Raw genomic sequence first — 13,071 nt, 5'->3', positions numbered from 1 at the left:
ACGTAATTCGGATTATCGAAGATCGGCAGCGGATTCATTTGCGCTTCCGCACCGGGCTGCCGATCTTGATGCTGCGGCGGATAGGGCGGGGCCGGCGGCTGCAGCGGCTGCTTTGGGCTCGGGTTGGGAGTCGTCGCTTGTGCCATTTCTATATTCTCCTTTTGGTCCCTGTTAACGCTGCAAAATCGGGATGCATGATTGTTCGGCTAGTATGCCGTCCCGCCGGCTCGTTTATTACCTGCGATTCCTCCGATCGCACGGGTCTCCCGAATGGAGGAAGCACCGATTCTATCTGTTGCGCTTAGGTCATCCGTAGCAGGTCATTGGAACCGAAACCAAAACGATCCTTGACATCGATTGGAAGGCACCATACCATGAGTAATGGTGTCGAAATTTCGAGATTAAGGGCGTATGAACGCATTGACAACATCATATAATGCAACTCTGGTTGCTTTGTCCTATCTTCTATCCGTTCTATCTTCCTATACCGCGTTGAATTTAGGAGGGCGGATTCACGATTCGCGGGGGAAGGTCCGCCTGTTCTGGCTGCTGGGCGGCGCTTGTTCCATGGGGATCGGCATCTGGTCGATGCACTTCGTGGCGATGCTTGCTTTGCATCTGCCGATCGAGGTGAAGTACGACATCAAGATTGTCGCGCTCTCCATTTTTTTTGCGATTTTCGCTTCGGGAATCGCTTTATTTGTGTCCGGCGGCAAGCATCTCTCGCTGAAGCGGCTGGCCGTCGGATCTTTATTTATGGGGGCGGGGATCGCCTCCATGCATTATACCGGGATGGCCGCCATGCAGATGGAGGCCGAGATCCGGTACGACCCGTTCTGGTTCACGGTCTCGATCCTGGTGGCCGTGCTTGTATCTGCCGCGGCTCTTGCGATTACATTCCGTTTAAGGAACGTCAGCCAGACAAAAGGAATCTTGCTCAAAATCGCGGCGGGCTTCGTCATGGGCGCGGCGGTAGCGGGCATGCATTATACCGGCATGTATGCGACGACGTTCGGCTATCATCATCGCCAGGAAGCATCCTCTTCCATGCTTATCAATTCATCGCTGATGGCTTACGTCATCGTGCTGGCTACCATCATCATCCTGAGCGTAACGCTGGCGACGGCATACATCGAGAAGCTGTTCATGCAGAGAACGCTCAAAATGCTGGAAAGCGACGAACGCTACAAATCGCTGTTCGAACATAATCTGGACGGCGTGGTTTTGTTTACGACGGACGGTCAGTTCCTTCACATGAATCCGCGGGCGGCCGCCATCACCGGCGAACGGGAGGTTTCCTTCCAAACGCTGCAATCGATCTGTTCGCCGCCGGACGCCGATAAGCTTACGACATATTTTCAATCGGCCACGCAAGGCGAAGCGCAAAGCTATGAAATCTCCATCGTGAAGCGAGACGGTACCGCTCTGGTCCTGAATATGACCAACGTTCCCGTCATTCTCCATGGCGAGATCTCGGGCGTATTCGTAATGATTCGGGATATTACGGAGCGCAAGCAGGCGGAAGAGAAAATCAGCCGGATGGTTTATCACGATTCGTTGACGGGCTTGCCGAATCGAAGGTACTTCGAAGAGAAGCTGCAGCAATCGATTGCGTCGGCGATGAAGATGGGGCGCGAAGCGTTCGTCATGTTTCTCGATCTGGACGGGTTTAAATTGGTGAACGACTCGCTCGGGCATGACTTCGGAGATTTGCTGCTGCAGGAAGTCGCCAAGCGAATCGAGGAGTGCGTCCGGGAGCACGGCATGGTATCGAGATTGGGAGGGGACGAATTCACCGTGATTCTCGAGGACATCACGGAAGAAGAGGCCATTGCGATCGCCGACCGGATCATTCATTCGATCGAGGCGCCCATCCTTCTGGAAGGTCAGGAATTATACGTTACCACCAGCATCGGCATCTCCCGCTATCCCGACGACGGAACGGATTCCCGGACTTTGATGAAGCGGGCCGACGCGGCGATGTACTCCGCCAAGGAGCAGGGGAAAAACAATTATCGCGTATATGCGCAGGCGATGCAGCAATCGACCGATCGAAAAATCTTTCTGCAGAATGAATTGAATCGCGCGCTGGAATGCGGAGAATTCGTGCTCCATTATCAGCCGCAGGTCAGCATGAAGGATGGCTCGGTCGCCGGGATGGAGGCGCTGATCCGATGGAATCATCCGACCCGGGGGCTGATTCCGCCGGATCAATTCATTCCCCATGCCGAGGAGACCGGCCTCATCGTTCCGATCGGCGAATGGGTGCTGCGAACGGCCTGCAAGCAAAATAAGCAGTGGCAGATTCTGGGTCTGCCGCCTGTGCGCATGGCGGTCAACTTGTCCGCCCGCCAGTTTTTGAAAAAAAACCTGGTCCAGTTCGTGGAATCCGTCCTCCGGGAGACCGGGCTCGCGCCGGAGTATCTCGAACTCGAGATTACGGAAGGAACGATGCTGGACGTTCAGCGCTCGACCGACGCCCTGGAGAAGTTGAAAAAAATCGGCGTCCACATCGCGATCGACGACTTCGGGACGGGGTACAGCTCTTTATCCTACTTGACGAACTTTCCGTTGGACAAGCTCAAGATCGACAAATCGTTTATCCGCGGCGCCCCGTACAACTCCAATTACACAGCCATTATCTCGACGATCATCTCCATGGCCCGCCATCTGAAGCTGCAGGTGATCGCCGAGGGCGTCGAGACGCAGGAGCAGCTGCTGTTCCTGCAGGAGCAAATCTGCGATGAGGTTCAAGGCTACCTGTTCAGCAAGCCGCTTCCGGCCTCGGAGATGGAAGCCTACTTGAATCAACTGCCGGTTCGGTCATAAACGTTGTTCCTATACCAGCGATAAGCAAACTCGTCCGCCCGGGCTTCATGACGCTCGTCCGCCGTCAAATAACGGTCGTACGGGATCTGGACATAAATCTTGGCCGAAGTTCCTTTCCGATTCAACGTCACAGAGCCTCCGTAAAAGGGGGAACACGAGAGAATAAGAGAACGGCGAACCATGCTCGGAAGTTGAAACGTCAATTTCAGGTTTCCATTTTTCGTTATCCTAATGGACAGGCGATTGCACATATAAAGGAGGAGGGAGAAGTCAAAAGAAAGGAGATGCGGAATGTCCAATGAGTTTGTGGCGCGTTCGTTGGACGAAATAAGGTTTTGGGCACGAATTATGAAGGAACATTCCCTGTTTTTAAAGCTTGGCTTTCGCGCCGAAGACACTCAGTTGATTCAGGAGGCGAACCAATTTTATCGCCTCTTCGAGTCGATTGAGAATAAGGCGAACGCGTACACGGTCGACACCGATCCGCAAACGATCCGGCAATTTAACGAAGAGGTCCGCCAGGCGGCAACCATGATCTGGGCGTTTAAACGAAAAGTGCTGGGCCTCATCCTGAGATGCGAGCTTCCGGGAGCGAACAATTTTCCCTTGCTCGTCGATCACGTAAGCAGGGAAGCCAATTACTTCCGGAACCGGTTGGGCGAACTCAATGCGGGCCGCTTGGAACCGCTCCCCGACGCCATTATCGACGAGAACGTATTTTTCCTGCGGATTATGGCGGATCACGCCAAGTTTATCGGACACCTGCTGGATCCTTCGGAACGCAAATTGGTCGAACAGGCCAACCATTTCAGCGAAGAGTTCGATAAGCTGTTATTTCAAGCCCGGGATTTGGAATCGATGCGCCCGCAATCGCAAACGGTTCCCCTCCTGGACCAGTTCCTCGATCAGAACCGCGTATCCGTGAAGTCGCTGCGCGACTTTAAGAAGACGGCCCGCGACTTGATCGATGCCTGCAAAATCAAAAGCATTATCCATCCCTTGCTTGCCGATCATGTGTTTCGCGAAGCCGAACGATTTTTGTTTATTATCGATATGTTTGAGAACAGCTTGACAGGAAAACCGATGGCGTCCCGTCAAAGCCTTCTTTTTGATTAACGCGTCGGGACAGGAGAAGGACGTACGCATGGGGGAAAGGCTCCCAAGCGTGCGTCCTTCTTTATCGGTGTTTATCCGCTGTTCGCTTCGTTTCCCGTACGTCCGCTATAAGCATGGGAGTGGGGATGGCTGCCGTTCACCGTCGTGAATCCTTGGAATAAATGATAGTGGCCTCCCCCCGGAAGGGAGATGGCCGGTCCGGTGGTTCCTTGAATGACGTGCGTATGGCCTTGATTGAGAGAAGTGATGGTGCGGTAATCATGAACATGGGGGACTCCGGTCGGCGCGGGGGCGGTCCAGCTGGAATATTGATGCGAATGTCCGTCATTGACCGATGTCACGCCGGCAAAGGCATGAACGTGGACAGGCCTGCCGTCCCACGACGTAATATAAAGCTTATGGGAATGCCGACCGTCATCATCCTGGGATTCCACCACGAATCCTGTAACCGGAATTTGCATACTCGGCTCCTTTCCGATCATGGTCAAATACAGTTTAGCCTATGGAAGGAGAAGGAAGCCCGCAACGGCGGAAGCCTATGGAAGCGATAGCCTTGTTGTTGAGCATGACCAACAATATTTGGCTTTGACAATTGTATTGATAGAAACAAAAACTGCTAGGAGGCGGCAAAACTGTTTCTCTAGACCCACACGAATCTGCTTTTGTATAATGACACCTAAAGCCGGGATCGAGGATAGGAGTTGTTATCGTGAATAGCGCAAGGCAGGAAAAAAAAGGATTTTCTGCGGAGAACGGGGCTTGGCTCAGCATTGCCGTCTACATCGGATTGTCTTTATTGAAGCTTGCCGTAGGCTATTTTTTCGATTCCGAAGCGTTAACGGCGGACGGCTTGAACAACACAACCGATGTGATCGCCTCGCTCGCCGTGCTGATCGGCTTGAAAATATCCAAAAAACCGGCGGACTCCGATCATAAATACGGGCATACCCGTGCCGAAACGGTAGCTTCCATGGCATCCTCGTTCATCATGCTTGCGGTAGGATTGGAAGTTCTCCTAAACGCCGTGACCCATCTGATGAAAGGAGATACTCGGTCCCCGAGCTTGCTTGCGGCCGTCGTGGCGGCTTTCGCGGCTGCCGTGATGTACTCCGTATACCGCTATAATCGGAAGCTTGCGGCAAAGTCCGGCAGCCATGCGCTGAAAGCGGTAGCCGCCGACAACCGCTCCGACGCCTTGGTCAGTCTCGGAACGGTTGTCGGCATCTGCATGAGCGTGCTGGGGCTTCCTTGGCTTGACGCCGTCACGGCCATTATTGTCGCGGTCTTGATCTGCAAGACAGGTTGGGACATCTTCAGAGAATCGTCCCATATGCTGACGGACGGATTCGATACGGATCGGCTGGAAGAGTATAAGCAAACGATTAGAACGATGGATGGCGTGGAGAAGATCAGGGATATCAAGGGACGCTACCTCGGAAACCAGGTATACCTCGATTTAACGATCGCGGTCGACCAAGAGATGAGCGTTTACGACAGTCACGCCATTACGGAGAATATCGAGAACGAACTGAGGGACAAGCACAAAGTCCGCCATGTTCAGGTTCATATCGAGCCCTATTGAACGCTCCATGCTGAGAGGTTATTTTTTGCTATTTTTTCCGAAAGTTGAACCGGTAATCCTAACCTTTCCGTATGAAGATGTATTATGATAATGAATGATTATCGACATCGGAGGTTGGGGAAATGGGATTGTTCGATTGGATTCGCGAGGGGTTGACGGGAGAACGGGTTTGCCCTCCCGAGCATTTGGAGAGCTATAAGCGTCTTGGGGAACAAGTCTATGAACTTCATGTGGAGTTGGCCGAATGCAATCATCCTCGGGCTCTTGCGTTTATGCAAGCGGCAAGGACCGTGCAGGCGATGGCGGATGCGATGCTGGGTGATGCCTTCTCGGCCTCGGATCGTTCCCCCCGTCCGGTTCCGATCGTCACCCATGAGCAAGCCGATGTCTGGTACGGCATGATTCCGGATCTGATGATTGCCGCGCGGCAAGACGCCGCTTTTCCCGATTCCGCCCGAATCGCGCTTCCGGTGCGAATGGGCAGACAGGTCGAAGGACCGGACCCCTGTCCGGTGGAGCACTTGGCCGGTCTTCGCCGCGCAGCCGAGAAAATGGAAGAGATGAATGCGCAAGCGGTGGAATCGGTTCGCAGTCAGGGAGACGTCTATAAAACCGTCATTCTGCTGTATGAATCGGCCAGAACCCGCAAGCAAGCCGGCGACGCCATCGTCGGCAGCATCGCGAACGGCCGGCGGGTCTCGAAGGAGAGTCACGAGGATGCGGAGAAGCAATATTGGCTGGCTCTGACGGATTATCTGCTGATCGCCCAAGGCTTGAAGGCGCCGGCTCTGGTTGCGCAAGCGCCGTCCGCGGCTCCGTCGCCGGACTACCGCCAAAGACGGTGCAAGCTGGACTCGGCCGATATCTGGAAGGTCACATCATCCGTTGCCAAACGGGAAATTATTCGTTCGGGCGAATGGGATCAAGCGGTGGAGGATCTCGAAGAGCACTGGGCTACCTTTGTCTTGACCGAAGTGGAACGCGAATACGAAACGACCGTTGAAGATCTGTTGGCCCGGAATCTGATTGAGGAGAACGGCTATTGGTATTGCTGTCCTTTCCCCGCTGTCTATCGCGTGCGTCCTTCGTCGGGAGGCGTCCGGGTTCTCGGCCGTTCGATTCCGGCTGGGCACGTGTTCGTTTTCGAATACGGAGACGACGGAGCCCCGGGCGAGTTCATCACGGCCGCTTCCTTCCAGACCGGAGCTGACCGGAAGTATTGCGAGGATGACTGAGCACAGAATGGAAACGGAGAGGAGGAGGCTTCGATGGGATGGTTTCGTCGCGTAAGGGACTTGTTTCACGCCGATACGCAGCCGCAAGACGACCCGGAACGCGTGCTGAACGCCTATATCGAAGCTTCTTCGGAGAAGCTTCGGGCCCTGTCGGTGTCGGTGAATCGATCCCGATCCGAGTGGCTGACCGCGAAGGAAAACTGCGAGCGCCTCGAGACGGATATGGCACAGTTGCGCTCGAAGGCGGAAGAAGCAGCCAAGCAAGGCCATGCAAACGCGGCAAGGCGTTTCCTGGAAGAGCTTCATGACCGGCGGCCCCAGGCCGAGCAATTGACGCAAGACACGGAGAAGCTGAAGGAGCGGGCTGACCAGTTGGAGCGCAAGTTCGAGCTTCTTGCAAGCAAGCTGGAGACGGCCAGGAAACTGAAGGAGCAGTTCCGGCTCCGGGCACGCGACGCGATGCTGCAACTGGAGGCCCGGAGAGCCTTGGAGATGGATTTGACGACATCGTCGGCCATGGATCAAATTCAGGAAGCGGCATTTCTGGCCGAAGCCAAAGCGGAATTGGAAAGGACCTAGCGCATGAAGACGCTTCTTCGCCGCAAGAACCGTACGATAGCGCGGCCGGTCTAGGATTTTCGTTCAGCGGGAACCTTCGGACGGCGGGAAATGAGCCGGACCAGCTCCAGCAGCAGCGTGGGCAAATAGACGCCTCTCGGGTAGGCAAGATAGCGCGGTTCCCAGTCCGGCGAGAACTTCTGCTTGTACTTGCGCAGTCCCTCGAATCCGTACCAGTACCCGCCGTATTGGAACACGATCCGAGCCAGCTTCTCTTCTCTCATCGCTCCTTGTCTCTGGCCGACGCTCGACAGCGGAGCCATGCCGAGGTTGAAGCGGTCGTAGCCGTTTTGCTTGGCCCATTCCAGTAAAGAGAGGAACAACATGTCCATCGTGCCGTTCGGCGTATCGGGAAGATGCCGCATCAGGTCGACGGATATCGTTGTTCCTTCGTCATATCCGGGCGCGAGCGTCGCGAACGCGATGATGTTCCCCGCGCCGTCCGTCAGAGTCGCGATCGGTGCGAGCTGCAAATACGGTTTATCGAACCAGCCGAGCGAGAATCCCTTCTCATGCCTCTTTTTTAACCAAGCCGCCGAGATTCTGCCTAACGTTTCGATGAGGGCGGAATCAAAGGGCGGCGACAGCACCTCGAACCGAAATTCTTCCCGTTCGAACCTGTTTTTGACCGTCCGCAGGTTGGTGTTGCGCTTGCCGCTTAAGGTGAAGGCGGACAAAGGGACGATCGCTTCTTCGCCCAGCTTGAAAAATCGGCAGCCGTTCTCGTGATAGATGGGCAAATATTCCGGTGCTACTTGGTAAAATACGACCTTGAGCGCATACTGATCCGCATAGCGTTGGAACTCTTGAACGGCGATGCTGACGAATTCCGGTTCCCCGATCGGATCGCCCAGGACCACGAGTTTATTTCGGATCTTCGCATAGGAGATCAAGACCTGGTCATCGGCAGCCCAATAGAAGCTTTTATCGCCGGCCAGGAGCATATGGGTCAGCAAGTTGCCCCGGTGATCCTTCAAGAAGGCCTGCAATTTCCGGCGTTGTTCAAGCGATGCGCCATGATCTTCCAGACGAACCGGTCTGAGCATCCACAGCATGGAGAGAATGAGCCATGCGATTCCCAAGCCCAGAATGATGGTGATTCTTTGTTCCTGAGGGGTGAAAAACCAGCGAATATTCGCGTTCGGAGGCAAATGGCGGATGATTCCGGCATGGGTGTTGGCGGCGATCAGGTCGTAAATCCAGACGAGAAGGAAGGTCGCCAATCCCCACTTGGCGATCTGTTCTCTGCTGACGGGAACGCCGACGCGGTAAAACCGCTCTCTGGACAGCCACAGCAGAAAAGCTACGATCAGCAGGAAGATCGCTTCCTCGAAATCGAACGCCTTGACGAAAGTAAAAATCGCGCCGGCGACCATCAGCAGGAGGGTCCATTGATAGGCGCGCTTGATCCGGAGGGAGATACCCCGCGACAGCACCACCAGCAAGATGCCGACGATGACGCTCAATTGAAGGGACAGCCTCATGAGCGGGATGGACAAGATCTCTTCGGCGACGTGCAGACGACGCCATAATCCCGGCGTCGCGGCCGACAGCAGCAGGACGATTCCGCTCAGGAACACCAGCTTGCCGAGCGACCAGGCGCCGAGTTCTCCGATCACGCCGATGCGTCCCGGCCAGTTCCACCATCTCTGCCAGGCATTGAACGCATTCTCGTCCTCCGTCTCCTCCTTCTCCTCCCGCTGGTAGCGGTTGCCCGAGAATTCGACGGCGGCCATGATCAATCCGATGAACCATGGCACGAAATAATAAAACAATCGGAACGTAATCAGCACCGCCGCGGCAAGATTGGGATCAAAGCCGAACCGTTGAAAGCCCAGCAAGGCGGTGATATCGAAACCTCCGATGCCGCCCGGAACGAGGCTGATCAGACCGGCGACGGCGGAAACCGTATAGATGCTTAGAGCGTTCCCCATGGAGACGGGCGCAGGAAGGACGGTGCGCGCAATCCACCAGAAGGCGATTCCCGCGCAGGCCCACTCCGCAAAAGAAGCCGCGATCCCGTATCCGATCATCCTCCAACTCAGGCGCTCACCGTCTCGTCTGAACCACTTCGCGAACCATGACGTCCGCTGAAAGACCGCGAAGACCGGCAGATAAAGAGCAACGGCCCATGCCGCGGCGAATTGCCAGGAATGCGCGGGAAATCCGGCTCGCAACGGAATGATCCCGAGAAGCCCGATCCAAGCCAGAACGGAAAGTCCCGTCATCGTAAGAGGAGACAGGTACGCGACGGCGCGAACGAGCTTCTCCGGCGGAATCTGCCGGTTCCGGTACAAGAGCATTCGGAGGCCGGCTCCCGTGAGTCCCGCAAAACCGGCGATGTTATTCGTCGTATTCGCAATCCACCCGTATCGAAACGTGTCGGCCAAGCGAAGAGGCAGGCGGTACAGCCTGCGGATGAGGAAGTCGTAAGCGCTCATCGAAGCGACCGCGGCGAGCGAAACGCCGAGCAGCACGATCCAATCTTCAAAAGGCAATCTTCGGAAAAGATGCAACGCCCGGCCGAAGTCGATGTGCCGCAGCTCTTTTTGGGCTTCCCAGAAGATCAGCCCGATGGCGGCCGCCGGGATGAGCAGCCGCAGCAGCCGAATGCGATAAAGGGATGCTGCGGCCCGAACGATTTTCCATTTTCGCATTCGCATTTGATCCCCCCGTAATGACGACCTTTAGGGTATCCTTGCGCGTCTCATCTTATCAGGCCAGGCTGCTCATGCTCGCCGTGCTCGTGCTCAAGGCGGCCGTTTCGCCAAGAACGCCGATATGGAATCGCTGTCGGACAAGGCAAAGCCCGCGAAACGGAAGAGTTCTGACGGCAAAGAAGGACGATCGCGCAAAAGGCGGTGGTCCTTCTCCCTTTCGATCCCTTTCGATCCGAATGGGAAGCAATTCGGGTATAGAGGCATATACATAAGAAAAATAGGAAGGGATGGCTGCTATGAGATATACGGTGCAATATATACCTCTTAGCAAGATCAGGCCCGGATTTTCCGACAGAATCACGCGGCGGATCAAGGAGCTTCGAAAAGCGGCGCAGGATTGCATGCATTTGATGGTCGTCCGCAAAAGCAGGAAAGAAGGCGGCTACGTCATCATTAGCGGAACCAGCCACTTCGATTACCTTCAAAAACATACGAAGCAGACTGCCGCTCCGTGTCTGATCGACGAAAGCCAAGCGTCGAGCAAATGGAACTCGCTGGTTCACCGGATGCGCAAGCGGAAACTGCCGTACGAAGTTCCTTATATCGGAAGGGAACGAACCCCCGTAAAAAGCTATGCGATCATCCGAAGATTTTTGAAGCAGGAGCCCCGGTTCAAGGCTTTGTCCCGCAGGCAGCAGATCAAAGTGCTTCGGCTCGGGCTTCAATATAAGAAAACGACCGTCTTATCCATGAAAGCGATGGTCGACGATATCCTCAAGACGCGAAAAACTGTTTGACGAACTGAAGAAAATGAACCGCGGCTTTCGATAAATAGTGCTTACGGTTCCAGGCGATCCCGAAGGTTCTCATGCAAGTCGGCTCGACGATCTTGAGCTGAACCGTTTCTTTGTTGAACGCCCGGTTGCCGAGCGTCATGGGAAGCGTCAGCGTGACGCCGAGTCCCATCTCCACCAACGTCTGAATGGCGCTTGTCTCTTCCAGTTCGAAGGCGATATTGGGCTCGAATCCGGCCCGGCGGCAGTAGTCGTCCGTAATTTCCCGGAAGCTGGTGCCGACAGGCAGCGAGATAAAAGGCTCCTCGGACACTTCGCTCAAGTTGACGCTTTCCCTAGAAGCGAGCCGATGATGCTTGGGCACGGTCAAGCGCATCTCTTCTTTCACGAAGGTCAGCCATTCGATGTCGGGACCCGAGATGGGGAAGGTCGACAGGCAGAAGTCGATGCCGGACCGTTCCAGCTCTTTTTTCATTTCCAGCGTGGAATTCAACTGCCGCTGCGAAATCCGGACATGGGGATGAACCGCCAGAAACTCCTTCAATAAGGTAGGCAGAAGGTGCGGGAGCATCATGCAAATCGTCAAATGGCCCTTGCTCAAGCCGGCCATTTCTTTGATCTCCGTTTCTCCTTCCTCCAATGCCTTGAACGCCTGCTCTATTTTGCCGAGATAGACTTTCCCGAATGCGTTGATCTTGAGGTGTCTCCGATGGCGGTCGAACAGGGGGACGCCTAATTTCTTTTCCAATCGTTGAATGGAGTTGCTGAGAGAGGGCTGAGACACGTTTAACTCAGCCGAGGCTTGCGTCATATTCTCGTAGCGGGCAACGGCTTGAAAGTACTTCAACTGCAGGAACTCCATTTCCGCCCCCCATATCATATCAATGTGATGAATAAATCATTTAATTGGTATTATACATGATAAAAATGGTCTTGTATAATATTTCACATACTAGATAGACAAAAAAAGGATGGAGCAGAGATGCCGGAAGGACAGAAAATCTGGACGCGAAATTTCGTTATCGTTTGTTTAAGCAGCTTTTTTATGTTTCTTACGTTTTACGTTTCCGCAACGGCTTTTCCTTTGTACGCGCGGGACAGCCTGGGAGGAAACGTTCAGCAGATGGGACTAGTCATTACCATCTACGTCATTGGGAGCGTCTTGATCCGGCCGTTCTCGGGCTTATGGGTGGATCGTTTCGGTCAGAAGAAGATGGCGCTGATCGGAATGACGCTGTTCCTGCTTGCTTGCATCGGTTATCTGGGCGCCAAAGGAATCGCCTTGTTCCTCGTCATCCGTTTTATTCATGGAATGAGCTACGCCGCGGCATCGACGGCGACGAGCACGATGGCTTCCGCGATGGTTCCGGCCGCCCGGAAGGGGGAGGGCATGGGCTACTTCAGCATGTTCATGAGCATCGCCATGGTCATCGGACCGGCGCTCGGCTTGCTGCTGTGGAAAGATCGGCACGCGATGCTGCTTCTGTCCGCGGTTGGCGCGATCGCGCTGTTATCTTTGCTGCTCGTATTTCCGCTTAAAGAACACACGCCGGCCGTTTCCGCTTCAAGAACCTCATTTCGCCTCCAAGATATATTCGAACCGAAGGCGTTGCCGATCTCGCTGGTAGGGTTCGTTCTGGCCTTCGCGTACAGTCCCATTGCGGGATTTCTCGCGCCTTATACGAACGAGATTCATCATTCCGAGGTGGCCGGCACCTTTTTTATCGTGTTCGCGATCATGATCGTGGCGTTCCGACCGATCGTCGGCAAAATATTCGATAAGTTCAACGAGCACTTTTTGTTCTATCCCGGCATTGTTTTATTCGGAGGCGGGCTGCTCTTGCTCAGCCGATCGCATTCCGGGAGCATGGTGTTGTTCTCCGCCGTGTTGATGGGCATCGGCTATGGCGCGCTTTTCCCGTGCTTTCAGGCTCTTGCGATGAAGCTGGCCCCGAAGCACCGTACGGGAGCCGCCAACGGCACGTTTTTCCTGCTCTTCGATTTGGGGTATGGGGTAGGGACGTATATGATGGGCTCCATCAGCTCGCATTCCGATTATCGCACGATGTTTATGACCGCGGGTCTGATCGCATGGGTATCCATCTTGTTTTACTACTGGATCCATCATAAACGATCGCAGGCGCAAACGTTGGAGGATAGTCAAGGCAGAGGCATTGCTTGAAGTTATAGACCGATCGGTTTACAATGGAACAAACGGATTAGAAAGGTGATGAGCC

11 protein-coding genes and 1 pseudogene are annotated in these 13,071 nt (G+C 54.6%); 7 read left to right on the top strand and 5 right to left on the bottom strand.

Annotated elements, in window-relative coordinates; all coding sequences use genetic code 11:
- Positions 1-146, bottom strand: a pseudogene (locus tag H7C18_RS26860) (NAD(P)-dependent oxidoreductase); the annotation flags it as partial.
- Positions 147-567: 421 nt separating this feature from the next.
- Here H7C18_RS26860 and H7C18_RS26855 point away from each other — a divergent pair.
- Entirely contained in the window at positions 568-2,829 is a 2,262-nt protein-coding gene (locus H7C18_RS26855) for a bifunctional diguanylate cyclase/phosphodiesterase (protein WP_238357964.1), read from the top strand.
- Here H7C18_RS26855 and H7C18_RS26850 read toward each other — a convergent pair.
- Positions 2,808-2,954, bottom strand: a complete 147-nt coding sequence (locus H7C18_RS26850) for a hypothetical protein (protein ID WP_185132203.1) — start codon at positions 2,952-2,954, stop codon at positions 2,808-2,810. The genes H7C18_RS26855 and H7C18_RS26850 overlap by 22 nt on opposite strands.
- Positions 2,955-3,120: 166 nt before the next feature.
- Between H7C18_RS26850 and H7C18_RS26845 the strand changes: the two genes are divergently transcribed.
- Entirely contained in the window at positions 3,121-3,945 is an 825-nt protein-coding gene (locus tag H7C18_RS26845; protein WP_185132202.1) for a DUF2935 domain-containing protein, read from the top strand.
- A gap of 71 nt (positions 3,946-4,016) precedes the next feature.
- On the opposite strand, the gene H7C18_RS26840 is transcribed toward H7C18_RS26845, so the two are convergent.
- On the bottom strand, positions 4,017-4,406 hold the full coding sequence (locus H7C18_RS26840; protein ID WP_185132201.1) for a YmaF family protein: 390 nt from the start codon (positions 4,404-4,406) through the stop codon (positions 4,017-4,019).
- A 248-nt stretch (positions 4,407-4,654) separates the two neighbouring features.
- Here H7C18_RS26840 and H7C18_RS26835 point away from each other — a divergent pair, with 248 nt between their 5' ends.
- The 3 genes from H7C18_RS26835 (at position 4,655) to H7C18_RS26825 (ending at position 7,341) form a co-directional block, all read left to right on the top strand.
- Entirely contained in the window at positions 4,655-5,527 is an 873-nt protein-coding gene (locus H7C18_RS26835; RefSeq protein ID WP_185132200.1) for a cation diffusion facilitator family transporter, read from the top strand.
- Positions 5,528-5,649: 122 nt separating this feature from the next.
- Positions 5,650-6,762: a hypothetical protein gene (locus H7C18_RS26830; protein ID WP_185132199.1), complete on the top strand. Its 1,113-nt coding sequence runs from the start codon at positions 5,650-5,652 to the stop codon at positions 6,760-6,762.
- A 33-nt stretch (positions 6,763-6,795) separates the two neighbouring features.
- Complete coding sequence (locus H7C18_RS26825) at positions 6,796-7,341, top strand: PspA/IM30 family protein (protein ID WP_185132198.1); 546 nt, start codon at positions 6,796-6,798, stop codon at positions 7,339-7,341.
- Positions 7,342-7,391: 50 nt separating this feature from the next.
- On the opposite strand, the gene mprF is transcribed toward H7C18_RS26825, so the two are convergent.
- The gene (mprF, locus tag H7C18_RS26820) at positions 7,392-10,037 is read right to left on the bottom strand and encodes a bifunctional lysylphosphatidylglycerol flippase/synthetase MprF (protein WP_337913909.1); all 2,646 of its coding nucleotides are present in this window, start codon (positions 10,035-10,037) and stop codon (positions 7,392-7,394) included.
- Between the two features lie 299 nt (positions 10,038-10,336).
- On the opposite strand from mprF, the gene H7C18_RS26815 reads away from it, so the two are divergent.
- Entirely contained in the window at positions 10,337-10,837 is a 501-nt protein-coding gene (locus H7C18_RS26815) for a hypothetical protein (RefSeq protein ID WP_185132196.1), read from the top strand.
- Here H7C18_RS26815 and H7C18_RS26810 read toward each other — a convergent pair.
- Positions 10,815-11,696 (bottom strand): LysR family transcriptional regulator, encoded by an 882-nt coding sequence (locus H7C18_RS26810; RefSeq protein WP_185132195.1) that lies wholly within the window; start codon positions 11,694-11,696, stop codon positions 10,815-10,817. The genes H7C18_RS26815 and H7C18_RS26810 overlap by 23 nt on opposite strands.
- 120 nt (positions 11,697-11,816) lie before the next feature.
- Between H7C18_RS26810 and H7C18_RS26805 the strand changes: the two genes are divergently transcribed.
- A complete protein-coding gene (locus H7C18_RS26805; protein ID WP_273388090.1) occupies positions 11,817-13,016 on the top strand; it encodes an MFS transporter in 1,200 nt (399 codons plus the stop codon).
- Positions 13,017-13,071: the final 55 nt, after the last annotated feature.

The sequence above is a fragment of the Cohnella zeiphila genome (assembly GCF_014212055.1).
GTDB lineage: Bacteria > Bacillota > Bacilli > Paenibacillales > Paenibacillaceae > Cohnella > Cohnella zeiphila.
The sequence above is the reverse complement of the archived record's forward strand: the minus strand, read 5'-3'. Positions and strand labels throughout refer to the sequence as shown.